This is a genomic window from Vibrio sp. G-C-1 (genome assembly GCF_021728015.1).
Lineage (GTDB): Bacteria > Pseudomonadota > Gammaproteobacteria > Enterobacterales > Vibrionaceae > Vibrio > Vibrio splendidus.
The window spans coordinates 33,608-59,522 of the sequence record NZ_JAKKCR010000013.1; the positions used below are offsets into that span (position 1 = coordinate 33,608).

Sequence of the window (25,915 nt, forward strand, 5' to 3'; positions counted from 1 at the left end):
ATTAATATGTTTCAGATTCTAAAAGCAGAAAAAATGATCGACTTTATGCGTTGGTCAAAGGTTGCCTTTTTATTCTCAATCTTGATGATTGGTACTGCCATCTTTACCTTAACAACGAAATCGTTGAATTGGGGTCTAGATTTTACCGGTGGTACTCTGATTGAAGTGGGTTTTGAGCAACCAGCAAACCTACCTGATATCCGTAGTGCACTAGAAGCGGAAGGTTTCGGTGATGCAACGGTACAGAACTTTGGTTCTGCACGTGAGGTCATGGTTCGTTTACGTCCACGTGACGGTGTTGCTGGCGAAACGCTTGGTAACCAGATCCTGTCTGCAATTAAAGATGGTACTGGTGAGCAAGTTGAGATGCGTCGTATCGAGTTCGTTGGCCCTAATGTGGGTGACGAGCTAACAGAAGCGGGTGGCCTTGCTATCCTTGTTTCTCTGATCTGTATCTTGATCTATGTGTCAGTGCGATTCGAATGGCGCTTGGCAGCAGGTGCGGTACTAGCACTGGCGCACGACGTTATCATCACACTGGGTGTGTTCTCTCTAATGCAAATTGAGGTGGATCTTACCATCGTAGCAGCCTTGCTAACGGTAGTCGGTTATTCCCTCAACGATACCATAGTCGTATTTGACCGTATTCGTGAGAACTTCCGTAAGATGCGTAAGGGTGAAGCACCTGAAGTACTGAACAGCTCAATCACACAAACATTGAGCCGTACATTGATTACTTCTGGTACAACGTTATTCGTAGTTATCGCGCTGTTCGCTCAGGGCGGTGCTATGATTCACGGCTTCGCGACTGCACTTCTATTGGGTATTACCGTTGGTACTTATTCTTCTATCTACGTTGCATCTGCACTCGCTATGAAGTTGGGTATTACGCGTGAACACCTAATGCCACCACAAGTGGATAAAGAAGGTGAAGAGTTTGACGAAATGCCTTAGGCCCCGGCTTAACAATTTTCGCTGAACCAAAAAAACCGCTAGGCAACTAGCGGTTTTTTTACGTCTGTATTCTGTCGATAAACTCAACGTAATGTATCGGTGAAGTGCGTTGTGCTCGTCGCAACTAACCGCCATCTTGCTCGTAGCTCGTATCGCAGATACAAAAAAGCCCCGCAATAGCGAGGCTTTGAAAATATTCGGCTCTTAATTAGAGAGCATTAACGTAAGGTCTGAATTACTTCAGCATACCTTCGTTAGAGTTCTCACGAACGTGCTTAAGAATAGACTTAACACCACGTGCGCTTGAAGCAACAACATTACCAGACGTCATGTAATCAGTACCGCCAGCAAAGTCAGTCATGATAGCGCCAGCTTCACGAGCGATTAGATCGCCAGCTGCTAGATCCCATGGCTTAAGGCCTAGTTCTAGGTAACCGTCAACACGGCCAGCCGCTAGGTAACATAGGTCAAGTGCTGGAGAGCCAGTACGACGGAAGTCCGCGCAATCAACGAATAGACCTGAGATGATCTTCATGAAAGATTCAGAGTGTTGTTTTTGCTTGAATGGGAAACCAGTCGCTAGAACAGTACCTTGAAGGTCTTTAAGTTGAGTAACACGCATACGAGCGTTGTTAAGTTGAGCGCCAGAGCCACGTTGAGCTGTGAATAGCTCGTTTAGCATTGGGTCATAAACACAAGCAACTTCTGTACGACCGTTCATACGAACAGCAATAGATACAGAGAAGTGAGGGAAACCTTTTACAAAGTTGTTGGTGCCATCTAGTGGGTCAACGATCCATTGTACGTCAGAATCTTTACCTTCAGTAAGGCCTGACTCTTCAGAAATAATGCTGTGCTCTGGGTAAGATGATTTGATTGTCTCAATAATCATGTACTCAGCTTCTTGAGCAATGTTAGTAACGTAATCGTTGTTACCTTTCAGAGACGATTCGATCTTATCAGTTGTTTCTAGAGATTTAGCAATATGGTTGCCAGCTTTACGCGCAGCGCGTATCGCAATGTTTAGCATTGGATGCATATGGTTTTTCCCACAAGATGTTAAAGAACAATTTAAAGCGGCGGCGAGTATACCAAAGTTTCCCCAAAAGGGAAGTGGTTATTTTTTGAACTCTTAGTTTCACATTCCGAGAAGGGTCTGACCATTTTACTTTGCTATGTGTTAATATCTCGCGATTATTTTTAAAGTGGTGTCATATAGCATGTTAGACAATGTAAAAGTCGTTCTGGTTGGTACGTCTCATTCGGGAAATATCGGATCAGCAGCTCGCGCAATGAAAGTGATGGGTTTGAGTCAATTAGTTCTTGTAGACCCTCAATGTGAAGTTGACGAGCAGACCTTAGCACTGGCTGCGGGTGCGGGTGACATCGCAGAAAACGCGACCATTGTGTCTACATTGGATGAAGCAGTAAAAGACTGTGGTTTGGTGGTCGGTTCAAGTGCACGTTCACGTACGCTTGAATGGCCAATGCTAGAGCCTCGTGAGTGCGGACAAAAGTTTGCCGTTGAAGGTCAAAAGCACCCAGTCGCATTAGTCTTCGGCCGTGAGCGTACTGGCTTGACTAACGATGAGCTTCAGAAGTGCCATTTCCATGTATGTATCCCAGCCAACCCTGAGTACAGCTCATTGAACCTAGCGATGGCCGTGCAAACGCTAAGCTATGAAGTTCGCGTGGCACACCTTGATATGGTTGCGAGCCAATATCAGCCACAGCAACAAGATGAGTACCCACGTCACGAAGAACTAGAAATGTTCTATGAACACCTTGAAAAAGTGATCATTGATACCCAATTTATCTCTAAGGATAAACCGGGTCAGGTGATGAACAAGCTACGTCGTCTGTTCAGCCGAGCTCGTCCTGAACTGCAAGAGATCAATACTCTACGTGGTATTTTGACTTCAATTGAGAAGAGCAAAAACGACAAATAAAACCCACTCTGCTTGTAGGGATGAATACCTGACTAAAATAGTCAACTAAATACTTGACCAATTTAGTCGGGTATGGGAAAATTCCAACCACATAAACAATGTGGATACGGTGTGATATGAAACTTACATCTAAAGGAAGATATGCGGTAACAGCTATGCTAGATGTAGCACTGCATTCGCAAAAGAGCCCAGTTCCTCTGGCTGACATTTCAGAGCGACAAGGCATCTCGTTATCTTACTTAGAACAACTATTTTCTAAGTTACGTAAAGCTGGCTTAGTTGCTAGTGTTCGTGGTCCTGGCGGTGGTTACCGTTTAGGTGCTGAAGCGAGCGACATCGCTGTCGGAACTGTGATTGCTGCAGTAGACGAATCAGTGGACGCAACTAAGTGTCACGGTCGAGCAGACTGCCAAGGTGGTAGTCGTTGTTTAACTCACACTTTATGGCGTGATTTAAGCTCCCGAATCAGCAGCTTCTTAAACGACATTACGCTCGGTGAGCTAATGAAAGATAACGAAGTTTTACAGATTTCTGATCGTCAAGATATCGATCTTGCGGTTAATAATGGTTTTGCACATAAAAATACGAGCACTACAACGATTAGTGCAGCACCTCACGGTGTTAATGCCCGCTCTTAGCGGTCAGTTTTTACATTGGAGTAGAAAATGAAACTGCCTATTTACTTTGACTATTCAGCTACATGCCCAGTCGATCCACGTGTTGCTGAAAAAATGGTTCAGTGCATGACGATGGACGGTAACTTCGGTAACCCTGCATCTCGTTCACACCGTTACGGCTGGCAGGCAGAAGAATCAGTAGATAATGCTCGTGAGCAAATTGCCGATCTACTAAATGCAGACCCACGTGAAATTGTTTTCACGTCAGGTGCTACAGAGTCAGACAACCTTGCTATCAAAGGTGCAGCGCACTTTTACGAGAAGAAAGGTAAGCACGTAATCACGTGTAAAACAGAACACAAAGCGGTTCTTGATCCATGTCGCCAACTAGAGCGTGAAGGTTTTGAGGTAACTTACCTTGAGCCAGAAGCAAACGGCATCATTGATCTAGACAAGCTACAGTCTGCAATGCGTGAAGATACTGTTTTAGTTTCTATCATGCACGTTAACAACGAGATTGGTGTAATCCAAGATATCGGTGCAATCGGCGAGTTATGTCGTGCACGCAAGATCATCTTCCACGTTGATGCGGCGCAGTCTGCGGGTAAAATCCCACTAGACGTAAAAGAGATGAAAGTTGATCTTATCTCTATGTCTGCACACAAAGCATACGGCCCTAAAGGCATCGGCGCTTTGTACGTTCGTCGTAAGCCACGTATTCGCCTTGAAGCGCAAATGCACGGTGGCGGTCATGAACGTGGTTTCCGTTCTGGTACTCTTGCTACTCACCAAATCGTGGGTATGGGCGAAGCGTTTGCTATCGCTAAACAAGACATGCAGAAAGATTACGATCACGCACTAGCACTTCGTGAGCGCCTATTGAAAGGTGTTCAAGATCTAGAAGCAGTAACCGTAAACGGCGACTTAGACCAACGTGTACCACACAACCTAAACGTGAGCTTTGCTTTCGTTGAAGGTGAATCTCTGCTTATGTCTCTTAAAGACCTAGCAGTATCATCAGGTTCTGCATGTACATCAGCAAGCCTAGAGCCTTCATACGTTTTACGTGCTCTTGGTCTGAATGATGAACTGGCACACAGCTCAGTACGTTTCTCATTCGGCCGTTTTACAACGGAAGAAGAAATCGACTACGCGATTGCACAAATTCGTGTAGCGGTAAATAAATTACGCGACATGTCTCCTCTATGGGATATGTATAAAGAAGGGATTGATTTGAACACTGTTGAGTGGGCTCATCACTAATCTCACGGAAATAGAGGATTCGAGGTAACTATCATGGCATATAGCGAAAAAGTAATTGATCACTACGAAAACCCACGTAACGTAGGTTCGTTTGATAAAGAAGACCCAAGTGTAGGTAGCGGCATGGTTGGCGCACCGGCTTGTGGTGACGTAATGAAACTGCAAATCAAAGTATCTGCAGAAGGTATTATTGAAGACGCAAAATTCAAGACTTACGGTTGCGGTAGCGCAATCGCTTCTAGCTCACTAGTTACAGAGTGGGTTAAAGGCAAAAGTATTGATGAAGCAGCTGCTATTAAAAACTCTGAAATCGCAGAAGAGCTTGAGTTGCCACCAGTGAAAGTTCACTGTTCAATTCTTGCTGAAGATGCAATCAAAGCAGCTGTTGCGGATTACAAAAAGAAGCACTAATCGCTTCAATACCGTAATCACGTCGAAAAAATAAGTAATATTTGGGAGCACCCTTTGTGCTCCCACCTGAGTTCTCAATTTATATAAAACACAAGGTTGTAGTATGGCCATCACCATGACAGATACGGCAGCAAGCCGAGTTCAAGCTTTCCTAGATAACCGTGGTAAAGGTCTCGGATTACGCTTAGCAGTAAAAACTACTGGCTGTTCGGGTATGGCGTATGTACTGGAATTCGTTGACGAGCTTAACGAAGAAGACGAAGTGTTTGAGCATTCAGGTGTTAAGGTCATCATTGATCCAAAGAGCCTAGTATACCTAGATGGTACTGAGCTTGATTATGTAAAAGAAGGCCTAAACGAAGGTTTTGAATTCAACAACCCGAACGCGAAAGGCGAATGTGGTTGTGGTGAGAGCTTCAATGTTTAAACGCTTGAATCGTTAAGCGTTGTAAGCGAAGAATAAAATTAGGCTCTGAGCAAAGAGCCTAAACTTAGGACCACCTTTACATGAATCATTTCGAATTATTTGGGCTACCACTTCAGTTTCAACTGGATGGTAGCCTTCTTTCTTCTCAGTTTAGAGATCTGCAACGCCAATTCCATCCTGATAAATTCGCGATAGCTTCTGAGCGAGATCGCTTATTAGCCGTGCAAAAAGCGGCACAAATCAATGATGCGTACCAGGTATTGAAGAATCCAATTAGCCGAGCAGAATACCTGCTGGTTCAACACGGTGAAGACATTCGTGGCGAACAACAAACCATGCAAGATCCGATGTTCCTGATGGAGCAGATGGAATTGCGTGAAGAGCTAGAAGACATCGCAGACAGTTCTGATCCCGAAGATGCGCTATTTGCATTTGAAGGCAAGGTTAGCAAAATGTATAAACAACAATTAAGCGCTATCCAACAAGAACTCGAAAGCGAAGCTTGGCTTGAAGCTGCAGACCGAGTAAGAAAGCTTAAGTTTATTGCAAAATTAAAGAATGAAATCGAATTAGTTGAAGATCGTTTGATCGGCTAGTTTGTATAACAAGGACACCTCCATGGCACTACTTCAGATTGCAGAACCAGGGCAAAGCGCCGCTCCTCACCAGCATAAGCTTGCTGTGGGTATTGATTTAGGTACAACAAACTCGTTGGTTGCTGCAGTACGCAGTGGCGAGGCGAGTACACTCGTTGATCAACAAGGTCGAAGCATTTTACCTTCAGTTGTTCACTACCAATCGGAATCTTATACGACTGGTAATGAAGCGCGTGCAAATGCACAAACTGATCCTAAAAATACCATTATCTCAGTTAAGCGATTAATCGGTCGTTCACTGTCAGATATTCAACAGCGATACCCGTCTCTGCCATATCAGTTTGAAGAAAGTGATAATGGTTTGCCTGTGATTCGCACAGAGCAAGGCAACAAGAACCCAATTCAAGTATCAGCAGACATTCTGCGAGCGCTAGGTCAACGTGCTGAGTCAACACTAGGTGGCGAGCTATCTGGTGCAGTGATTACCGTTCCTGCGTACTTTGATGATGCACAGCGTGCAGGTACGAAAGACGCTGCGCAACTTGCTGGTCTTCACGTGTTACGTCTTCTTAATGAACCTACTGCCGCAGCGATTGCTTACGGTCTGGATTCAGGTAAAGAAGGGGTAATCGCCGTTTATGACTTGGGTGGTGGTACGTTTGATATCTCTATCCTACGCCTATCTAAAGGTGTCTTTGAAGTTTTAGCAACCGGTGGTGACTCTGCGCTAGGTGGCGATGACTTTGACCATTTGATTGCAGAGCATTTCCAAGCGCAAATGGGCTTATCAGAGCTAACGGCAGAACAGAACCGTATTCTTCTAGACGCAGCAACAGAAGCGAAGATTGGCTTATCTGAAGCTGAAAGTGTTGATGTTGACGTACTAGGTTGGTCTGGTTCATTAACTCGTGAAGAGTTCGAAGAGCTCATCAAGCCATTAGTTAAGAAAACGCTACTTTCGTGCCGTCGCGCACTGAAAGATGCTGAAGTTGACGCGGACGAAGTTCTGGAAGTGGTTATGGTTGGTGGTTCAACTCGTACCTTACTTGTCCGTGAAATGGTGGGTGGCTTCTTTGGTCGTACGCCATTAACCAGCATTAACCCTGATGAAGTGGTTGCGATTGGTGCGTCGATTCAAGCGGATATCTTAGTTGGCAACAAGCCTGACTCTGAGATGCTACTTCTAGATGTTATCCCACTTTCCTTAGGTATCGAAACTATGGGTGGCTTGGTCGAAAAGATCATCCCTCGTAACACCACGATCCCTGTTGCTCGCGCACAAGAATTTACCACGTTCAAAGACGGTCAAACTGCAATGACAGTGCACACCGTGCAAGGCGAGCGTGAAATGGTCGACGACTGTCGTTCACTGGCTCGATTTGCTCTGAAAGGCATTCCGCCAATGACAGCAGGTGCTGCGCATATTCGTGTCACTTACCAAGTGGATGCTGATGGCCTGCTATCGGTTACCGCGATGGAGAAGAGCACTGGCGTTCAAGCTGAAATCCAAGTTAAGCCTTCTTACGGTCTAAGTGACAACGAAGTGGCTAGCATGCTGAAAGATTCGATGACGTTTGCAAAAGAAGACATGCAAGCGCGCGCTCTGGCTGAGCAACGCGTAGAAGCGGATCGTGTTATCGAAGGCCTTATTGCTGCGATGCAAGCTGATGGTGACGAGCTGCTTGATGAACAAGGAAAACAACAACTTGTTCAAGCGATTGAAGCACTGATCGAAGTGCGTAATGGCGATAATTCCGATGCCATTGAACTAGAAATTAAGAATACCGACAAAGCGAGCCAAGACTTTGCTTCTCGTCGTATGGATAAATCAATTCGAGCTGCACTGTCAGGTCAGTCAGTCGATAATATTTAATAGTTAGAGAATAGATAAACATGCCAAAGATTATTGTTTTACCTCACGAAGATCTATGTCCAGAAGGCGCTGTTTTAGAAGCAAAAACTGGTGAGACGGTTCTTGATGTTGCACTGAAGGCCGGTATTGGTATTGAACACGCATGTGAAAAGTCGTGTGCATGTACTACATGTCACGTTGTGATTCGTGAAGGTTTCGACTCATTAGAAGAAAGTGATGACCTAGAAGACGACATGCTTGATAAAGCATGGGGTCTGGAAATGGAATCTCGTCTTGGTTGCCAAGCTAAAGTGGCGGATACTGACCTTGTTGTTGAGATTCCAAAGTACACATTGAACCTAGCTTCTGAAGAGCACTAAGAACTCAGCTCGGCTAAAACTGTTAGTAAAACTGGCATAGAATATAAATCATGAAGATGACAAATCGTCGCTGATAAATATAAGGAAGTGTTATGAGCTTGAAATGGATTGATTCGCGAGATATTGCGATTGAACTATGTGATTTATACCCAGATACCGATCCTAAAACGGTGCGTTTTACGGACTTGCATCAATGGGTGTTAGATCTTGAAGATTTTGATGATGAGCCGAATCACTCGAATGAGAAAATTCTAGAGGCCATTATTTTGTGCTGGATGGATGAGATGGACTAGCCCTCTTGTTCTATAATTTGGCCGTTGGTTGGAATTTATCCAATATAAAACACAGCCAAGTTAACAATTCTTACTAAAAAAAGCGGACCTTATGGTCCGTTTTTTTATCAAAATGACATTTTTCTCCTACATAATGCTAACATCAGTCCGCTAATAAAAAATAATCAGAACCACACACTCAAGGTGGTTCATGACAAGGAGAAATCATGTCTACACAGATGTCAGTATTTTTAAGTCAAGAAGCTGCCCAGCCTCAGTGGGGAGCAAGAGCTATTTTATCGTTCTCAGAAGCGGGAGCGACAATTCACATTGGTGAAGGCCACGATTTAGGGGCGGTTCAACGTGCTGGTCGTACGCTTGACGGACAAGGTATCGCATTGGTTTCACTTAGCGGTGAAGGGTGGGATTTAGAAAGCGTTTGGGCTTTCTACCAAGGCTACCGTGGACCAAAGAAAAAGAATGCATTGGAATGGGATACACTTTCAGAAACAGACCAAGCTGAGCTAGAAGCTCGCATTCGCTCTACTGATTGGACGCGTGACATTATCAACAAAACCGCTGAAGAAGTGGCACCTCGTCAATTAGCGACGATGGCTGCGGAATACATCAAGTCAGTGGCTCCTGCGGGCACAGTTAAAGCGAAAATCGTTAAAGACAAAGACCTACTAACCGAAGGTTGGGAAGGCATCTACGCGGTAGGTCGCGGCTCTGAACGTACTTCTGCAATGCTTCAACTGGACTTCAACCCTACCGGCGACGAAGACGCACCTGTATTTGCTTGTCTGGTTGGTAAAGGTATCACTTTCGACTCAGGCGGTTACAGCATCAAGCCAGGTCAATTCATGACAGCAATGAAAGCTGACATGGGTGGCGCAGCAACTATTACCGGTGGTTTAGGTCTAGCGATTGAACGCGGCCTGAATAAGCGTATCAAGCTTATCCTATGTTGTGCAGAGAACATGATCTCGGGTCGTGCATTGAAGCTTGGCGACATCATTACTTACAAAAATGGTAAGACTGTCGAGATCATGAATACTGATGCGGAAGGTCGTTTAGTTTTAGCTGATGGCCTGATGTTCGCAAGCGCTCAGAATCCAGAGTTGATCATCGACTGTGCAACGCTAACAGGCGCGGCTAAAAATGCATTAGGTAACGACTACCACGCATTATTGAGCTTTGATGATGAGTTGTCTCATCAAGCACTAACGGCTGCAAACCAAGAGAAAGAAGGCCTATGGCCATTGCCTCTTGCTGATTTCCACCGTGGCATGTTGCCTTCAAATTTTGCTGATCTATCAAACATCAGCTCTGGTGATTACACTCCGGGTGCAAGTACCGCTGCTGCGTTCCTTTCTTACTTTGTCGATGACTACAAAAAAGGTTGGATTCACATGGACTGCGCGGGTACTTACCGTAAATCATCAAGTGATAAGTGGGCTGCAGGCGCGACCGGTATGGGTGTTCGTACACTGGCTCGTCTTCTTATCGACCAAGCAAAATAATAATAAGAGTGAGCGGTATTTCGATACCGCTTATTCATAAACTCAGATCGAATGATCTTAGTAATTTCAGTATTTAATAACAAAAAAATGAAGTGAAGGAATCCCTATGGCTCTAGAAAGAACGTTCTCAATTGTTAAGCCGGATGCAGTTAAGCGTAACCTTGTTGGTGAAATCTACCACCGCATTGAAAAAGCAGGCCTACAGATTATTGCCGCTAAAATGGTTTCTCTTACTGAAGCGCAAGCAAGTGGCTTCTATGCAGAACATGAAGGTAAAGAGTTCTTTGGACCACTAAAAGAGTTCATGACTTCTGGTCCTATCATGGTTCAAGTACTTGAAGGCGAAAACGCGATTGCTCGTTACCGTGAACTAATGGGTAAAACTAACCCAGAAGAAGCGGCATGCGGCACTATCCGTGCTGACTACGCAATCAGCATGCGTTACAACTCAGTACACGGCAGCGACAGCCCTGAGTCTGCAGCTCGCGAAATCGAATTCTTCTTCCCAGAATCTGAAATTTGCCCACGTCCAGCTGAATAAGCAGACAACAGCAAGTATCAATAAAGGCTTCACTTCGGTGAAGCCTTTTTCGTATGTGGACTTTGCATTCTCGATAATCTATTTAGTCGCCATTCCCGAAAGCGGCGGAGGAGCGTAATCGGGAATCTGAGTTTGTTATTGGAGATTCCAGATATCTCGTTCCTCGATTCTGGAATGACGAGCAAGTCGTGTTAGTTGGAAGGCGGGGGAAGGTAACGGGTAGCGTTAGCTGGAGATCGGAGAAAGGCTCGAATATTAGGTGGTTAAAGCCCGTCATTCCCGAGAGCGACGTAGGAGTGGAATCGGGAATCTCTGTTAGTTGTTGGAGATTCCAGATACCTCGTTCCTCAGTTCTGGAATGACGGGCTTTGAGGCGTTCATGACCTGATAGCGATGAATGGTGGGGCCACAATCTTGTGGTAAGTATTGGTTAGATTGTGGAGATTATTTACGTCATTCCCGAAAGCGACGGAGGAGCGTAATCGGGAATCTTTTTTTTAATTTAGGTATTCTCAGACCGAACAAAACAATTGTTCAAGTTTTAATCGCTTAACTTTGAATGTCTTAATAAACACAGGGTTTTACAGCGCTTGTTGAAGTTGCGTAAAGCCTGTACAATTCGCGCCCTTAATTATTGTTCCGTCATTGAGAGGCATCATGACCACAGCTAAAGTCAATCTACTCGATTTTGATCGTAAAGGTCTTCGTAAATTTTTCACAGAAGAACTGAATGAGAAAGCGTTTCGAGCAGAGCAAGTGATGAAGTGGATTTATCACTTCGGTGTCGATGACTTCGAACAAATGAACAACATCAACAAAAAATTACGTGAGAAACTGCTGCATCGCTGTGAGATTGTTGCACCTATCGTTTCTGAAGCTCAGCACTCTGCAGATGGCACCATTAAATGGGCTATGAGCGTTGGTGACCAAGACGTTGAGACGGTATACATCCCAGATGGTGACCGTGCGACGCTATGTGTATCTTCACAGGTTGGTTGTGCACTAGAATGTAAATTCTGCTCTACGGCTCAACAAGGCTTCAACCGTAACCTGAAAGTTTCAGAGATCGTTGGTCAAATCTGGCGCGCTGCACGTGAAATCGGTTTAGAGAAAGATACGGGTCGTCGTCCAATTACTAACGTCGTAATGATGGGTATGGGTGAGCCTCTGCTTAACATGAAGAACCTAATTCCATCATTAGAGCTGATGCTTGATGATCTTGGATTCTCACTGTCTAAGCGTCGTGTGACAGTATCAACATCTGGTGTTGTTTCTGGTCTTGATCAGATGACAGACAACATCGATGTAGCTCTGGCGATTTCTCTACACGCACCAAACGATGCACTACGTAGCCAAATCATGCCAATCAACGACCGTTGGGATATCCAAGATTTCCTAGCATCGGTTCGTCGTTACATTGCTTCTTCAAATGCTAACCGCGGTAAAGTAACGGTTGAGTACGTTCTATTGGATCATGTGAATGACGATATGGACCACGCTCGTGAACTTGCTGAGTTAATGAAAGAGACGCCTTGTAAGATCAACTTGATTCCATTCAACCCTTATCCGGGTTCGCCTTATAAGAAGCCAAGCAACTCTCGAATTGATCGCTTCCAAAAAACGCTGATGGAATACAACTACACAGTAACGGTTCGTAAAACACGTGGCGATGATATTGATGCCGCATGTGGTCAGTTGGTTGGTGATGTCATTGATAGAACCAAGCGTACTAAAATGCTGAAAGCCGCCTCTGAAGCTAACTTAATCGCAGGTGATGTGATTCAAGTAAAAGCGGTTTAAATACCATTTAGATCTAAACAAGCCAGAAGGATTCCTTCTGGCTTGTTGCTTTTCTGGAAGGTGAATTTCCAAAAATTGGATTTTTTCCCCACGCTTTCTTACATTTTTCGTTAAATTTTGGACAAAACCATGAGCTGACGGTAAATTTTGTCGAAAGTGTTTTTGCCTTGTAATGGCATTAGCTTATGATTAAATAATCTTAAATTAATTTAAGTGCTCGCTTGTTACCCGATAATCGTCAATGTGTCTATTTAGGTTGGCTACTTGATAAACTAGCTTCCTGAGAAAGTCGCTCACCAACAGTGTGTGGTTTTCTACTTTAAGGGTTGATGAACCGGGTGACAGGAAAAATTCCACATAGTAGGTTGTAAGATTGAGCTTAAACGAAAATAAAAAATGCTCTCATCAACCTGCAATAATACTTTAGAAGTTCACTCTCTATGAACACAGAACAAGAAACACAAACGCAAGAAACTGTCGCTCCAGCAATTGAAGCGGGAACGCTGCTCAAAAATAAACGAGAATCTCTTGGTTTAACACAAAAGCAGATCTCTGATCGCTTGAAGCTACGCGTTACGCTTATCCAGCAAATTGAAGAAAACCAATTCGAGTCAGATCAGGTTGCCACCTTTATGCGTGGTTACATTCGTTCATACGCGAAATACGTCAATCTTGATGAAAAAGTCGTGTTGAACGCGCTTCATCATTCTGGTGATGCCCAACATCAAGAACAAGAAATGTTGAGCTTCTCTCGTAAGACTAAAACCGAGAAGCACAACAGCCGTATTATGCTCCTTACTTGGAGCATCTTTGCTGTGATTGTGGGTATCTCTTCACTTTGGTGGTGGCAGAACCAACAGCAAGACACCTTATCTCAATCTTTAGCCAATACTGAAAGCTCGGAAGAGCTAGTGGTAGAAGAGTCGCTTGATCCTGAGCTGACTTCATTAGAAGTGATTGAAGCAGAACAAAACACAGAGACATCTCCTGTTACTGAAAATTCTGATGAGCTTACTGAAGTGAGTTCAGCTGAAGATTCAGTAACTCTTGACCCCGTTGAAGTCATTGAAGAAGCACCAGAAGCAGCAGACGTTGCTTCGGTTACTGCGGAACCTGAGACTGTAGCGCCTGAAGCTGTGGTTAACGAGCTAGTGATGCAGTTCTCTGCTGATTGCTGGATCCAAGTGAAAGATGCTTCGGGCAAAACGTTATCTACAGGCATTAAAAAAGCAGGCCAGACATTAAATCTTTCTGGAACTGCACCATATAAAGTGATTCTGGGTGCGCCTGAAGGCGTATCGATGACATTTGCAAGTGAACCTGTCGACCTTTCTGGGTATACTTCAGGCAAAGTAGCTAGAATAACCTTACCTTAGAGTTAATATGCAACACGAATCTCCTATTATTCGTCGCAAATCAACCCGTATTTATGTGGGTGATGTGCCGATCGGTGATGGTGCACCAATTGCTGTGCAATCCATGACCAACACAAGAACAACAGATGTCGCCGCGACCGTCGCTCAAATTAGAGCTTTGGAAAAAGTGGGGGCAGATATCGTTCGCGTATCTGTACCGACTATGGAGGCCGCTGAAGCTTTTAAGCTAATCAAGCAGCAGGTCTCTGTTCCTTTGGTTGCTGACATTCACTTCGACTACCGTATCGCTCTTAAAGTGGCAGAGTATGGGGTTGACTGTCTGCGTATCAACCCAGGTAACATCGGTAACGAAAGCCGCATTCGCTCTGTTGTGGATTGTGCTCGTGATATGAATATCCCGATTCGTATTGGTGTTAACGGTGGTTCTCTTGAAAAAGAGATCCAAGAGAAATACACAGAGCCTACAGCAGAAGCGCTGGTTGAATCTGCAATGCGTCACGTCGATATCCTAGACCGTCTGAACTTTGATCAATTCAAAGTCAGCGTGAAGGCTTCTGATGTATTCCTAGCCGTCGGTTCTTACCGTTTGCTTGCTAAGCAGATTGACCAACCACTTCACTTAGGTATTACTGAAGCGGGTGGAGCACGTGCGGGTTCTGTGAAATCGGCTGTAGGTTTAGGCATGTTATTGTCTGAAGGTATCGGCGATACGCTGCGTATCTCGCTAGCAGCAGATCCAATCGAAGAGATCAAAGTTGGCTTTGATATTCTCAAATCTTTGCGCATTCGCTCGCGTGGTATCAACTTCATTGCGTGCCCAAGCTGTTCTCGTCAAGAGTTCGATGTTATCAACACCGTTAACGCCCTTGAAGAACGCTTAGAAGACATAGTGACTCCAATGGATGTCTCTATCATCGGTTGTGTCGTTAACGGCCCTGGTGAAGCTGAAGTGTCTCACTTAGGCCTTGCGGGCAGTGCTCGTAAGAGTGCCTTCTACGAAGACGGTAAGCGTCAGAAAGAGCGTTTTGACAACGATGACCTTGTCGACAAGCTTGAAGCGAAGATCCGAGCAAAAGCATCGGTGCTTGATAAAGCAAATCGCATTGATGTAGAAAACTTAGAAGATTAATACAACGCGATGGGGTGTGTTTGTCTATTCGCACTAACACCTGGTCGTGAGAAATTACGGAATAAATACTGTGGCTAAAAATATCCAAGCAATTCGAGGCATGAACGACTGCCTACCAACTCAATCACCACTGTGGCAGAAAGTAGAAAGCGCAGTTAAAAGTGTGGTGAGTGCATACGGTTACAACGAAGTACGTATGCCTATCGTTGAAGAAACGAACCTATTTAGCCGTGCGGTTGGTGAAGAGACAGACGTTGTTTCTAAAGAGATGTACACCTTTGATGACCGTAATGGCGACAGCCTAACGCTGCGTCCAGAAGGCACAGCAGGTTGTGTACGTTCATGTATTCAAAACAGCCTTATCAACCGTGATGAGCAGCGCCTATGGTACATGGGTCCAATGTTCCGTCACGAGCGTCCTCAAAAAGGTCGTTACCGTCAATTCCACCAATGTGGTGTTGAAGTGTTTGGCCTAGACGGTCCAGACGTTGACGCAGAACTTATCATGATGACAGCACGTCTATGGCGTGAACTAGGCATCGATAAGCACGTTCGCCTCGAGCTAAACTCAATCGGTTCTCAAGAAGATCGCGTAAGCTACCGCACTGCGTTAGTGACTTTCCTTGAGCAACACATTGATGTGCTAGATGAAGACTGCAAACGTCGCATGCACACTAACCCTCTACGTGTACTTGATACTAAGAACCCGGATGTTCAAGCTATCTTAGGTGACGCACCTCGACTATCTGAATATTTAGGTGAAGAATCGAAGCAACATTTTGCTGGTTTGTGTGAACTTCTTGACGCTGTTGGTATCGAATACCAAGTTAATGAGCGTCTAGTACGTGGCCTAGATTACTACAACCGCACAGTATTTGAGTGGATCACTGACAGTCTTGGTGCTCAAGGTACAGTTTGTGGCGGCGGTCGTTACGATGGTCTTGTTGAGCAATTAGGCGGCAAAGCAACCAATGCTGTTGGCTTCGCAATGGGTCTAGAGCGTCTAGTTCTTATGATGGAAACGCTAGAGCTAACAGAAGTTCGCCGTAGCGTTGACGTATACGTGGTTGCTGCTGGCGAAGGTACTATGATCGCAGGCATGCAGTTAGCGAATCAATTACGCGATACCGTTGAAGGCGTACGCGTAATGAACCACTTCGGTGGTGGTAACTTCAAGAAGCAATTCAAGCGTGCTGACAAAGTAGGTGCTGTTGTGGCGCTGGTACTTGGTGAGAACGAAGTTGCTGACAATACAGTTGTGCTAAAAGATCTGGTTGGCGGCGAGCAAGAAACCGTGTCTCAAACGGAAGTTGCAGAGAAAGTTGCTGCGCTAATCTAATTAGCCATTGAGCAAACGCTCATCATTAATATCAACGTCAGCACTATGCTGGCGTTTAAAGAATTAAAGAGGACAGGAAGTGGAACTTTACGATAGCGAAGAGCAACAAGTTGAAGCCATTAAAGATTGGTGGAAAGAGAACGGTAAAGCCGTAATCTTTGGTGCAGTTATTGGTTTAGGCGGTCTATTTGGCTGGCGCTATTACCAAGATTCAGTCGTTGAAGCGCGTGAAGTCGCTTCAGAAGGCTACACCTCTGTAATTTCAGCTCTTGATGCTAAGGGCGTTGATGCTCAATCTGATATTCAAGCTTTTATCGACGCTAACAAAGACGCTGAATACTCTGTACTTGCTGCTATGCAATTAGCAAAAGCGCAAGTTCAAGCGGGTGACCTTGCAGCTGCACTTGAACAGCTTGAGTGGGCAAAATCGGCAACTAAGGATGCGGCACTTACGCCACTACTGACTTACCGTGCTGCACGTATCAAAGCTGAGCAAGGTGAATTTGACGCAGCATTGACTGATCTTGAAGCGATGACTGACGAATCTTGGACAGGCCGTGTTGCTGAACTGCGTGGTGATATCTCACTTCGTAAAGGCGATACAGATGCGGCTTACAGTGCTTACTCTGAAGCACAACAAGCAGCTGATGCGAGCCAAACGCTTCAAATCAAACTTGACGACCTAGCTAAATAAGGCGCTTTGAATGAAGAAGATGTTTCCAAAAGCGGCGTTGTGTGCGATTGCTCTTGGCCTATTGGCTGGCTGTGCGGGTGAAGAAGACACCGTCATCATGGCGCCAGTACCAACAGTAAATAGCGAGTTCACTCCTAGTCAGGAATGGTCTACGTCGGTTGGTGATGGTGTTGGCCACTACTTTTCAAAACTAACGCCAGAATTGGCTTACGACAAAGTGTTTGTTGCGAGCCGTGAAGGTATGGTTAAAGCGCTGGACCCTGAAACAGGTAAAGAGCTGTGGAAAGTCGATCTTGAGAAAGAAGTACTGGCTCGTTTATCGGGTGGCTTAACGGCGGCTTACGGCAAAGTATTTGTTGGTTCTGAAAATGGCGAAGTGATCGCGATGGATGAATCAACTGGTGAAGAGCTGTGGCGTGTATCAGTGAATGGTGAGGTGCTTGCATCCCCAGCAACTGAAAGCAACATGGTTATTGTTCATACCAGTCGCGGTATGTTGATCGCGTTAGATCAAGAAAGCGGCGAACAAAAATGGACGATTAGCACTGAAGTTCCAAGCCTAACACTTCGTGGCGATAGCTCGCCTGTTGCGGTTTCTGGTGGTGTATTCTGGGGGACTGCAAATGGTCGTTTAGCAGCCGCTATTGTTGACCGTGGTCAGCTTATTTGGCAACAGCCAGTAGGCACACCAAAAGGTGCAACGGAAATCGATCGCTTGGTTGATGTTGATGCATCACCGATTGTTCTTGGCGGAACCCTGTATACCGTAGGTATCAATGGTCAGCTAATCGCTATCGATCTTCGTTCTGGTAAGCCAATTTGGAAGCGTAACTACTCGTCAGCGATTGATTTAGCGAGTGATGGTAGCCGTTTGTTCGTTGTTACCGACAAAGACCATGTGGTTGCGGTTGATGCGCGTAGTGGTACTGAACTTTGGAGCACTCCATTGTTAGAAAACCGCTTACTGACAGCACCTGCTATTATTAATGGTTATGTAGTTGTTGGTGATACAGAAGGTTATCTGCACTGGTTAGATCGTTCATCGGGTGAGTTTGTTGCTCAACAGCTCGTCGATGATAGCGGCTTTGCGGTTGCGCCAATTGAAATGCCTGAAGGCTACTTAGTGACGACTCGCAATGGCGATGTAAAGAAACTAACGATTAGCCAATAAAAGCGTGATACAATTCACAGTCGGCTCCTGGTTGGTAACAGCTAGGAGCCGTTTTGTTGTTATAAATTAATAAACCGTGTGGTTATAGGTAAGAGTTTAAACTTGCGATCAAGTGCTTACCTATAACTACATTTAGAGAAGAAATTGTAGAGGTTGTTATGGTACCTGTTGTTGCTCTAGTAGGGCGTCCGAACGTAGGTAAATCTACGTTATTTAACCGATTGACTCGAACTCGTGATGCATTGGTTGCGGATTTCCCTGGCTTAACGCGTGACCGTAAATACGGTCATGCTCATTTTAGCGAGCATGACTTTATTGTTATTGACACTGGTGGTATCGACGGTACCGAAGAAGGTGTTGAAACTAAAATGGCTGAACAGTCGCTAGCGGCGATTGATGAAGCTGATGTCGTTCTATTTATGGTAGATGGCCGTGCGGGTCTAACACCTTCAGACGTGGCTATTGCTAAGCACCTTCGTCAACTAGAAAAGCCTTCAATGCTAGTAGTAAACAAGGTTGATGGTATCGACCCTGATGCTGCAAGTGCTGATTTCTGGCAACTAGGCGTAGAAGACATGTACCAAATCGCTGCAGCGCACGGTCGTGGCGTAACAGCGTTGATTGATCTTGCTCTTAACCCGTTCGCAGAAGCGTTAAAAGCTGAGAATGGCGAAGTAAGCGATTTAACTGAGTTTGAAGACGAAGAAGAAGAGCAAGTTGATTTCACTGAAGAAGAAGCTGAAGAAGAATTCAAGCGCCTTCAAGATCAACCAATTAAGCTAGCGATCATTGGACGTCCTAACGTTGGTAAATCAACACTAACTAACCGTATTCTTGGTGAAGAACGTGTTGTTGTTTACGATATGCCAGGCACAACTCGTGACTCTATCTACATTCCAATGCAGCGTGATGAGCGTGAATACGTTCTGATTGATACTGCAGGTGTTCGTCGTCGTAAAAATATCAACGAAACAGTAGAGAAGTTCTCAGTGGTTAAAACACTGAAAGCGATTGAAGATGCTAACGTTGTATTGCTGCTTATTGATGCTCGAGACAACATCTCTGATCAAGATTTAAGCTTGTTAGGCTTTGCGTTGAATGCTGGTCGTTCAATTGTTATTGCAGTAAACAAGTGGGATGGTCTAGACAGCGATGTTAAAGATCGCGTTAAGAAAGAACTAGACCGTCGTTTAGGTTTCGTTGATTTCGCACGTATTCACTTTATCTCTGCACTTCACGGTACAGGTGTTGGTCACTTGTTTGAATCTGTTCAAGAAGCTTACAAGTCAGCAACGACTCGTGTTGGTACTTCTGTGCTAACTCGTATCATGAAGATGGCGACTGATGATCACCAACCGCCTATGGTTCGTGGCCGTCGTGTTAAATTGAAATACGCGCACGCTGGTGGCTACAACCCACCGATTATCGTTATCCACGGTAACCAAGTACGTAACTTGCCAGATTCATACAAACGATTCTTGATGAACTACTACCGTCGTTCACTAGAGATTATGGGTACACCTATTCGCATTCAATTCCAGAACAGCGAGAACCCATTTGAAGCTAAGACAACCAAGCTGACAATTTCTCAAGAACGTAAACGTAAGCGTATGATGAGCATGGTTAAAGGTCGTAAGTAAACCTTTCCAATAGATTTGATACCCGAGCCTGTCTCGGGTATTTTTTTAAGCAAAATTCGCGTTAAGCCATAACCTCATATCTCCATATCGTGATGGGTTAACGAATTAGACTCAATTTCAAAAGAAGAACGATATGACCACTAGCGATCCAATGACACCAACGACATCCATGAAACCAATAATAGTTATCACACCAACCATTACTCAATTTTGTCATCAGGCTTGGCAGATCAAAGCAAAGGCGTTGTACGTTGAAAACGATGACAGCAAAACCTACTTGATCACCGACATGACACCTTTCCACCCAGTGAGTCATATTTGGCCAGATCACCCTGCAGACCAAGGCTTTGTTAATGTTGGTGACGTGCAATATCCAGTTGAAGACTGTCTTGTTGGTGCAATAGAACAATCTACTGGCAAGCTTCATATCGCAGAAGATATCCCTGTTAAGCGTGATACGGAAGGGTGGGCGTTTGTGGTTGTCCACCAGCTCCCCGCATCTGCTTCTATGATTAAGGTTAGCGACGACGTCCTGTTGTCGGTTGATAAAGAGTATCAAGCTAGTTTGAGCCGTGGTCACAGCGCTGGCCACATTGCTTTCCTAGCCTTGAATAAAGTATTGGCTGAGAGCTACTGGCGTAAAGATGCAGATAGAAAAGATCCGCTTGGCAGTTACGACTTCAATAGCTACGCGCAAGTGACTAGCTTTGTGACTCCAGAGTTGTGTACCGATAAGTATCGTTTGGGAAAAACCCTGAAGAAGCGCGGTTTGAACGTTGCAGACATGCTAACCAATCTTGATGGTATCGAAGCCGACATCAATCAGATGATTAAAGGTTGGCTCGCAGACTCAACGCCAGTAGCAATGAGACTGGAAGGTGAGGCATTAACAGACTCTCGCTATTGGGAATGGCAGTTGGATAGCGACACTTTAGTGTCTATTCCGTGTGGTGGTACTCACATCGAGAATACGTCAGAGCTTAAGTCTTTATCGGTTAAGTTAACCCAGTTAGATGACCAGCATATTGAAATGCTGACGCATGTAATACGATGATTTAGACTACAGATCGAAATGGCTTGTGCTGTTTATTTTATTTTTACATGTAACTTTTAATATAAATGACTATTTAAAATTGAAATGCAGCACATGTAACTTATGCTTTCGGTGTGTGGTGATATAAATATTCTTTTTGGGGTAGATCGCTGATCAAAATAGATAAAGCGAAAGATCAACCTATGATCTTCGATTGTGTGTACGGCTTATTTAGTGTGTTATTATTAACCAATAGCAAGCTTGCATAAGAACAAGCTGTACCCTATTACACAATTGAAAGCTTTAGTGAATGGAACAACAATTTTTATTAGAAGGCCATCGAGCCGTCAATAGTTTGCTGCGCAAGCTTGCTCTTGGGATGGATCGCAAAGATTTAAACCATAAGATCATTCAGCTTACCGAGCAGATTTTTGGGCAGCGTATGGCTTCAATTTTACTGCTTAACTCAGAGTCTAAAACTTTACACCTTGAATATGCCCCAAACCTGCCTGATTTTTACAATCAGCAGATAGAAGGGGTTGGGATTGGTGCAGGGATTGGTTCTTGTGGCGAGGCGGCTGCACTCAAGAAAGCAGTGATGGTCTCCAACATAAATGCACACCCAAACTGGGCACCTTTTTTAGCCCTCACCAATCAAGCGAATCTGCATGCCTGTTGGTCGGTACCTATTATCTCGTCGCGCGGTAATGTGTTGGGTACCTTCGCTATTTATAGTCAGTACGTATCTGAACCGCATGAATTTGAGCTCGAGATCTTAGAACTACTGGCTTCCCTGTATTCGGTAGCACTAGAAAAGTTCGAGCTGGAGAATCAGCTTAACTTTTTCGCCAATCGTGATTCTCTAACCCATTGCTTGAATCGCCGCGCACTGTTCAATGAAGCTGAAAAAGTGTTGGCTAAGCGATGTTTTTCAGAAAAGGTGATGGCGTGTCTGTTTGTTGATGTCGATAAGTTCAAATCAATAAATGATACCTATGGCCATAGTTTTGGTGATGATGTGCTGTTGGCAGTTGCCGAAGTTCTTGATGAGGCAACCACAGCATGTGCCAAGATAGGGCGTTATGGTGGCGATGAGTTTGTGGTGTTCTCTTGCTTTGATGATCAAGAAAGTGTTGTTAGTTTCTACCACAGCTTAGAGAAAGCACTGCAACAAGCGCTTTATATCAATGATGTGCAGTTCTCAGTGAGTGTTGGGTTGTCTTGTGAGAAAGATCCTCAAGGATTAGACCAGTTGATCGCACAAGCTGATAAGAACATGTACCAAATCAAGCAAGCGAAGTCTCAGCGGTAGTAGATTGTAAAAATAGTAGTGAATTAGGAAATGCTAATGAGTGAAAATATCTGCCCTAAGTGCCAGTCTGAGCTAGCTTGGGATGGCAAGTATCACTGTGAAAGTTGTCAGGCTCACTTTACTAAAGTTGGGTTTTGCCCTGAGTGCAGCAGCCAACTTGAGAAGCTTCAAGCCTGTGGTGCGGCGAGCTATTTTTGTAATGCCGATTGCAACGAATTGAAGTCTAAGTCGAGAGTAAAATTCGAATTCCAACCAGCGGAATAGCCTTAAACAGCATGGTTTGAACGACCATCGGTGATGTTATACCAGAGACCCAATACCAAAGTGTTGGGTCTTTTTTGTATCTGATGAACAGGAATGTGTCATCTTGGTTCATTCTCATCGTCACTGCACCAGTATGAAACATAGTGACATGATTGCTCTGCACTTTATTGGTTTGGCTTGCTATTAAGTTTAATTAATACAAAAGCTTATAAATTTATTGATTGCTTTTTAAGTTTGGCACTCTTCTTGTAACTCTGTAATTGAATAACAAAAATACAATTATGGAGTAATATCATGAACAAGGTGTTCAATTTATCGCTAGCTGCACTGTGTACAACACTTTCATTTTCTTCTGCAACAGTGTTTGCTGCTGATGAGACCATCAAGGTCGGTGTTCTACACTCACTTTCTGGCACTATGGCGATCAGTGAGACAACGCTAAAAGATACCGTGCTAATGCTTATCGAAGAGCAGAATAAAAAGGGCGGTTTGCTTGGCAAGAAGCTAGAGCCTGTCGTGGTTGACCCTGCGTCAAACTGGCCGCTATTTGCTGAGAAAGCGCGTGAGCTTATCGAAAAAGAGAAAGTAGATGTGGTGTTCGGTGGTTGGACATCGGTATCACGTAAATCCATGCTGCCTGTTTTTGAAGAACTCAACAGCATCCTTTTCTACCCAGTACAGTATGAAGGTGAAGAGTCTTCTAAAAACGTTTTCTACACCGGTGCCGCGCCAAACCAACAAGCGATCCCTGCAGTGGATTACTTGATGGAAGAGCTTGAAGTTGAGCGTTGGGTACTTGCAGGTACCGATTACGTTTATCCACGTACCACCAATAAGATCCTTGAAGCCTACCTAAAAGATAAAGGTGTCGCAGAAGAAGACATCATGATCAACTACACGCCATTTGGTCACTCTGATTGGCAATCTATCGTTTCAGACATCAAGAAGTTCGGTGAAGCGGGCAAGAAAACCGCTGTTGTTTCTACTGTGAACGGCGATGCGAACGTACCTTTCTATAAAGAGCTAGGCGCTCAAGGCATTTCATCTGAAGATATCCCAGTTATTGCATTCTCTGTTGGTGAAGAAGAACTGTCAGGCATGGACACAGAACCACTGGTGGGTCATCTAGCGGCTTGGAACTACTTCATGAGTGTTGATACCGAAGCCAATGAAGAGTTCGTTGAAACGTGGCTGTCGTTCATCAAGAGTGAAAAGCGTGTCACCAATGACCCAATGGAAGCGCACTATGTTGGCTTCAACATGTGGGCTCAAGCGGTCACTAATGCAGGCACAACCGATCCTGAATCTGTGCAAGATGCCTTGATTGGTGTGTCTGTTCCTAACCTTTCTGGCGGCTACTCTACCATGCTACCAAATCACCACATCACCAAACCAGTACTGATCGGTGAGATCCAAGACGATGGTCAATTCGACATTGTTTGGGAAACCACTGGACTCGTTGCGGGTGATGCTTGGTCGAGCTACTTACCTGAATCGGCAAAACTGTTCTCTAGCTGGTCGAAGCCATTCTCATGTGGTGCGTTTAACGTCGAAACGAAGAAGTGTTCTGGCGGTAACTAGAGCGTCAATTCAGGAACATTGAGCCTTCCGGTTTGGGAAGAACGCGTCTGTTTAACGGGCGAAGCGAACGGAAGGCTCATCGTTTCAGGTAATAACCACTATCCACACATCCTCCAAGTAAAAATAACAATATCTAACTTGGTTGGTTAAGGAAGCAGGGATGAAAAACGTATTAAACGTATTTAAAGCGCTGTTGCTCATGGCAGTCAGTGCTCAGTTGGCTTTTGCTGGAATAACGGATGAAGCTAGCTTTACCAAGGCGCTAGTTGGTAAGAAAACATCGGATAAAGAATTAGCTATCGATTGGGTGATTGAGACGCAAACGGAAGATGTGTCGAAACCTATTTTAGATGGCTGGTTAAACGGAAACATTTACTACTTCAATGAGAAACAGAGCGAGCAGTACAAACAGCTCTACCTCATTCAAAACATCAAAACAGCAACGTCAGCTCAGTCTGTATGGACTGATTCAACCCTGAATATCGATAATGCTAGACAGTTTAAAAAGGTTCGTGTGAATAACAAACTTCGCGGGATCTTGCGCGGGGAAATTGCTTCTATTGGACTGAACAGCAGTAATCCTGATGTGCGTTATAAAGCTGTTTTGGATCTACTAGGGACTAAAGACGCTGACATCATCGAACGACTCACTGAACTCAGAACCAATGAATCAGATAGCAAAGTAGCCGAGCTAATGGATTTGTCGTTAGCCATTTCCACCTCTCTTAATAACAGTGCCACCACTGAAGATCGTGTTGCTTCAATTGAACGAGTTGGCGACTTCAAACATTCTGTGGTTCTGAAAACATTGAATCAACTACTGAGCAATGAGCAAGACCCAAAAGTCTTAGCAGCGGCAGAGCGTGCGATGGACGGTTATCAACAGAGCCAAGCACTCTATTCGGGTGTAGAAACGGTATTCTTCGGTTTGAGTTTAGGTTCGGTATTGGTGTTAGCGGGCATTGGCTTGGCGATTACCTTTGGTGTAATGGGCGTTATCAACATGGCTCATGGCGAGTTGATCATGATTGGCGCTTATACCACCTATGTCATGCAATTGTTGATGCCCAATCATATTGGTTTGGCACTGATACTCTCTATCCCTGCTGCGTTTATTGTTTCTGGTTTGGTGGGCATTGTGATCGAGCGAAGTGTGATTCGTCATCTTTATGGTCGCCCATTGGAAACCTTACTTGCGACCTTTGGTATCAGCTTGATCTTGCAGCAAGCCGTTCGCTCGATTTTCTCTCCTTTGAACCGCTCAGTGAGCACACCTGAATGGATGTCTGGCGCACTTCAATTGAACCCAATGTTGTCCCTGACTTACAACCGACTTTATATCATCCTGTTCTGTGGTTTGGTGTTTATGGGCTTATTAATGGTTCTGAAAAAGACACCACTAGGCTTACAGGTTCGTGCGGTTTCTCAAAACCGTGGCATGGCTCGTGCGATGGGTATTCGTTCTGAGCGAGTTGATGCGATGACCTTCGGTTTAGGCTCTGGCGTTGCGGGTGTCGCGGGTGTGGCACTTTCTCAACTGACCAACGTGGGTCCAAATATGGGGCAGGCATACATCATCGACTCATTCATGGTGGTGGTGTTCGGCGGTGTTGGCAACCTATGGGGCACGCTAGTCGCTGGCTTAAGCCTTGGTCTTTTCAACAAGATTTTAGAACCATGGGCTGGTGCGGTTCTCGCCAAGATTCTGGTACTGGTTTTCATCATTCTGTTTATTCAAAAACGCCCACGCGGACTCTTCCCGCAACGTGGTCGTGCGGCTGAAGGTTAAGG

Annotated in this window: 25 protein-coding genes; 24 read left to right on the plus strand and 1 reads right to left on the minus strand. The window is 44.8% G+C overall.

All coding sequences use genetic code 11. The features are described from left to right. Positions 1-6: 6 nt before the first annotated feature. Entirely contained in the window at positions 7-954 is a 948-nt protein-coding gene (gene secF, locus L3V36_RS18015; RefSeq protein WP_004735089.1) for a protein translocase subunit SecF, read from the plus strand. A gap of 235 nt (positions 955-1,189) precedes the next feature. Here secF and suhB read toward each other — a convergent pair whose 3' ends face one another. Next, entirely contained in the window at positions 1,190-1,993 is an 804-nt protein-coding gene (gene suhB / locus L3V36_RS18020; protein WP_004735090.1) for an inositol-1-monophosphatase, read from the minus strand. A 181-nt stretch (positions 1,994-2,174) separates the two neighbouring features. Here suhB and trmJ point away from each other — a divergent pair, with 181 nt between their 5' ends. From trmJ to urtB, 23 genes are all read left to right on the plus strand, one after another. Beyond that, entirely contained in the window at positions 2,175-2,903 is a 729-nt protein-coding gene (trmJ, locus tag L3V36_RS18025) for a tRNA (cytosine(32)/uridine(32)-2'-O)-methyltransferase TrmJ (protein WP_004735091.1), read from the plus strand. Positions 2,904-3,019: 116 nt separating this feature from the next. Next, positions 3,020-3,541 carry a Fe-S cluster assembly transcriptional regulator IscR gene (gene iscR, locus L3V36_RS18030; protein ID WP_017079865.1) on the plus strand — a complete coding sequence of 174 codons (522 nt, stop codon included), beginning with the start codon at positions 3,020-3,022 and terminating at the stop codon, positions 3,539-3,541. 27 nt (positions 3,542-3,568) lie between these two features. Further along, on the plus strand, positions 3,569-4,783 hold the full coding sequence (locus L3V36_RS18035) for an IscS subfamily cysteine desulfurase (RefSeq protein WP_004735093.1): 1,215 nt from the start codon (positions 3,569-3,571) through the stop codon (positions 4,781-4,783). A gap of 33 nt (positions 4,784-4,816) precedes the next feature. Beyond that, positions 4,817-5,194, plus strand: a complete 378-nt coding sequence (gene iscU / locus L3V36_RS18040; protein ID WP_004735094.1) for a Fe-S cluster assembly scaffold IscU — start codon at positions 4,817-4,819, stop codon at positions 5,192-5,194. Positions 5,195-5,297: 103 nt separating this feature from the next. Then, positions 5,298-5,621 (plus strand): iron-sulfur cluster assembly protein IscA, encoded by a 324-nt coding sequence (iscA, locus tag L3V36_RS18045; protein ID WP_004735095.1) that lies wholly within the window; start codon positions 5,298-5,300, stop codon positions 5,619-5,621. A gap of 80 nt (positions 5,622-5,701) precedes the next feature. After that, on the plus strand, positions 5,702-6,217 hold the full coding sequence (hscB, locus tag L3V36_RS18050) for a co-chaperone HscB (protein ID WP_009848288.1): 516 nt from the start codon (positions 5,702-5,704) through the stop codon (positions 6,215-6,217). Positions 6,218-6,239: 22 nt separating this feature from the next. Beyond that, positions 6,240-8,090 carry a Fe-S protein assembly chaperone HscA gene (gene hscA, locus L3V36_RS18055; RefSeq protein ID WP_017090953.1) on the plus strand — a complete coding sequence of 617 codons (1,851 nt, stop codon included), beginning with the start codon at positions 6,240-6,242 and terminating at the stop codon, positions 8,088-8,090. Between the two features lie 20 nt (positions 8,091-8,110). Then, complete coding sequence (fdx, locus tag L3V36_RS18060) at positions 8,111-8,449, plus strand: ISC system 2Fe-2S type ferredoxin (RefSeq protein ID WP_004735098.1); 339 nt, start codon at positions 8,111-8,113, stop codon at positions 8,447-8,449. Positions 8,450-8,541: 92 nt separating this feature from the next. Next, positions 8,542-8,742 (plus strand): Fe-S cluster assembly protein IscX, encoded by a 201-nt coding sequence (gene iscX / locus L3V36_RS18065; protein WP_004735099.1) that lies wholly within the window; start codon positions 8,542-8,544, stop codon positions 8,740-8,742. A gap of 206 nt (positions 8,743-8,948) precedes the next feature. After that, positions 8,949-10,244 carry an aminopeptidase PepB gene (gene pepB / locus L3V36_RS18070; protein ID WP_017095408.1) on the plus strand — a complete coding sequence of 432 codons (1,296 nt, stop codon included), beginning with the start codon at positions 8,949-8,951 and terminating at the stop codon, positions 10,242-10,244. A gap of 106 nt (positions 10,245-10,350) precedes the next feature. Next, a complete protein-coding gene (gene ndk / locus L3V36_RS18075) occupies positions 10,351-10,785 on the plus strand; it encodes a nucleoside-diphosphate kinase (protein WP_004735101.1) in 435 nt (144 codons plus the stop codon). Between the two features lie 657 nt (positions 10,786-11,442). Then, positions 11,443-12,585 (plus strand): bifunctional tRNA (adenosine(37)-C2)-methyltransferase TrmG/ribosomal RNA large subunit methyltransferase RlmN, encoded by a 1,143-nt coding sequence (locus L3V36_RS18080; RefSeq protein WP_004735102.1) that lies wholly within the window; start codon positions 11,443-11,445, stop codon positions 12,583-12,585. Between the two features lie 440 nt (positions 12,586-13,025). After that, positions 13,026-13,961, plus strand: a complete 936-nt coding sequence (gene rodZ, locus L3V36_RS18085; RefSeq protein ID WP_017084407.1) for a cytoskeleton protein RodZ — start codon at positions 13,026-13,028, stop codon at positions 13,959-13,961. Between the two features lie 7 nt (positions 13,962-13,968). Next, a complete protein-coding gene (ispG, locus tag L3V36_RS18090) occupies positions 13,969-15,090 on the plus strand; it encodes a flavodoxin-dependent (E)-4-hydroxy-3-methylbut-2-enyl-diphosphate synthase (protein WP_004735104.1) in 1,122 nt (373 codons plus the stop codon). Between the two features lie 70 nt (positions 15,091-15,160). After that, the gene (gene hisS, locus L3V36_RS18095) at positions 15,161-16,429 is read left to right on the plus strand and encodes a histidine--tRNA ligase (protein WP_102447150.1); all 1,269 of its coding nucleotides are present in this window, start codon (positions 15,161-15,163) and stop codon (positions 16,427-16,429) included. A 79-nt stretch (positions 16,430-16,508) separates the two neighbouring features. Beyond that, positions 16,509-17,123, plus strand: coding sequence for a YfgM family protein (locus tag L3V36_RS18100; RefSeq protein WP_004735106.1), 615 nt, complete (start codon positions 16,509-16,511; stop codon positions 17,121-17,123). Positions 17,124-17,133: 10 nt separating this feature from the next. Continuing rightward, positions 17,134-18,294: an outer membrane protein assembly factor BamB gene (gene bamB, locus L3V36_RS18105; RefSeq protein WP_017084409.1), complete on the plus strand. Its 1,161-nt coding sequence runs from the start codon at positions 17,134-17,136 to the stop codon at positions 18,292-18,294. A 158-nt stretch (positions 18,295-18,452) separates the two neighbouring features. After that, positions 18,453-19,934, plus strand: coding sequence for a ribosome biogenesis GTPase Der (der, locus tag L3V36_RS18110; protein WP_004735108.1), 1,482 nt, complete (start codon positions 18,453-18,455; stop codon positions 19,932-19,934). 133 nt (positions 19,935-20,067) lie between these two features. Then, on the plus strand, positions 20,068-20,988 hold the full coding sequence (locus L3V36_RS18115; RefSeq protein WP_208775214.1) for an alanyl-tRNA editing protein: 921 nt from the start codon (positions 20,068-20,070) through the stop codon (positions 20,986-20,988). Between the two features lie 289 nt (positions 20,989-21,277). Continuing rightward, the gene (locus L3V36_RS18120) at positions 21,278-22,279 is read left to right on the plus strand and encodes a sensor domain-containing diguanylate cyclase (protein ID WP_102537823.1); all 1,002 of its coding nucleotides are present in this window, start codon (positions 21,278-21,280) and stop codon (positions 22,277-22,279) included. A 36-nt stretch (positions 22,280-22,315) separates the two neighbouring features. After that, positions 22,316-22,543 (plus strand): zinc ribbon domain-containing protein, encoded by a 228-nt coding sequence (locus L3V36_RS18125; RefSeq protein ID WP_004735111.1) that lies wholly within the window; start codon positions 22,316-22,318, stop codon positions 22,541-22,543. 294 nt (positions 22,544-22,837) lie between these two features. Next, positions 22,838-24,124: an urea ABC transporter substrate-binding protein gene (gene urtA, locus L3V36_RS18130; protein ID WP_208775212.1), complete on the plus strand. Its 1,287-nt coding sequence runs from the start codon at positions 22,838-22,840 to the stop codon at positions 24,122-24,124. A gap of 160 nt (positions 24,125-24,284) precedes the next feature. After that, positions 24,285-25,913 (plus strand): urea ABC transporter permease subunit UrtB, encoded by a 1,629-nt coding sequence (gene urtB, locus L3V36_RS18135; RefSeq protein WP_208775210.1) that lies wholly within the window; start codon positions 24,285-24,287, stop codon positions 25,911-25,913. Positions 25,914-25,915: the final 2 nt, after the last annotated feature.

Coding starts and splice junctions, on each gene's coding strand:
- secF (WP_004735089.1), top strand. CDS start 7: ATGTTTCAGATTCTAAAAGCAGAAAAAATGATCGACTTTATGCGTTGG.
- suhB (WP_004735090.1), bottom strand. CDS start 1,993: ATGCATCCAATGCTAAACATTGCGATACGCGCTGCGCGTAAAGCTGGC.
- trmJ (WP_004735091.1), top strand. CDS start 2,175: ATGTTAGACAATGTAAAAGTCGTTCTGGTTGGTACGTCTCATTCGGGA.
- iscR (WP_017079865.1), top strand. CDS start 3,020: ATGAAACTTACATCTAAAGGAAGATATGCGGTAACAGCTATGCTAGAT.
- L3V36_RS18035 (WP_004735093.1), top strand. CDS start 3,569: ATGAAACTGCCTATTTACTTTGACTATTCAGCTACATGCCCAGTCGAT.
- iscU (WP_004735094.1), top strand. CDS start 4,817: ATGGCATATAGCGAAAAAGTAATTGATCACTACGAAAACCCACGTAAC.
- iscA (WP_004735095.1), top strand. CDS start 5,298: ATGGCCATCACCATGACAGATACGGCAGCAAGCCGAGTTCAAGCTTTC.
- hscB (WP_009848288.1), top strand. CDS start 5,702: ATGAATCATTTCGAATTATTTGGGCTACCACTTCAGTTTCAACTGGAT.
- hscA (WP_017090953.1), top strand. CDS start 6,240: ATGGCACTACTTCAGATTGCAGAACCAGGGCAAAGCGCCGCTCCTCAC.
- fdx (WP_004735098.1), top strand. CDS start 8,111: ATGCCAAAGATTATTGTTTTACCTCACGAAGATCTATGTCCAGAAGGC.
- iscX (WP_004735099.1), top strand. CDS start 8,542: ATGAGCTTGAAATGGATTGATTCGCGAGATATTGCGATTGAACTATGT.
- pepB (WP_017095408.1), top strand. CDS start 8,949: ATGTCTACACAGATGTCAGTATTTTTAAGTCAAGAAGCTGCCCAGCCT.
- ndk (WP_004735101.1), top strand. CDS start 10,351: ATGGCTCTAGAAAGAACGTTCTCAATTGTTAAGCCGGATGCAGTTAAG.
- L3V36_RS18080 (WP_004735102.1), top strand. CDS start 11,443: ATGACCACAGCTAAAGTCAATCTACTCGATTTTGATCGTAAAGGTCTT.
- rodZ (WP_017084407.1), top strand. CDS start 13,026: ATGAACACAGAACAAGAAACACAAACGCAAGAAACTGTCGCTCCAGCA.
- ispG (WP_004735104.1), top strand. CDS start 13,969: ATGCAACACGAATCTCCTATTATTCGTCGCAAATCAACCCGTATTTAT.
- bamB (WP_017084409.1), top strand. CDS start 17,134: ATGAAGAAGATGTTTCCAAAAGCGGCGTTGTGTGCGATTGCTCTTGGC.
- der (WP_004735108.1), top strand. CDS start 18,453: ATGGTACCTGTTGTTGCTCTAGTAGGGCGTCCGAACGTAGGTAAATCT.
- L3V36_RS18115 (WP_208775214.1), top strand. CDS start 20,068: ATGACCACTAGCGATCCAATGACACCAACGACATCCATGAAACCAATA.
- L3V36_RS18120 (WP_102537823.1), top strand. CDS start 21,278: ATGGAACAACAATTTTTATTAGAAGGCCATCGAGCCGTCAATAGTTTG.
- L3V36_RS18125 (WP_004735111.1), top strand. CDS start 22,316: ATGAGTGAAAATATCTGCCCTAAGTGCCAGTCTGAGCTAGCTTGGGAT.
- urtA (WP_208775212.1), top strand. CDS start 22,838: ATGAACAAGGTGTTCAATTTATCGCTAGCTGCACTGTGTACAACACTT.
- urtB (WP_208775210.1), top strand. CDS start 24,285: ATGAAAAACGTATTAAACGTATTTAAAGCGCTGTTGCTCATGGCAGTC.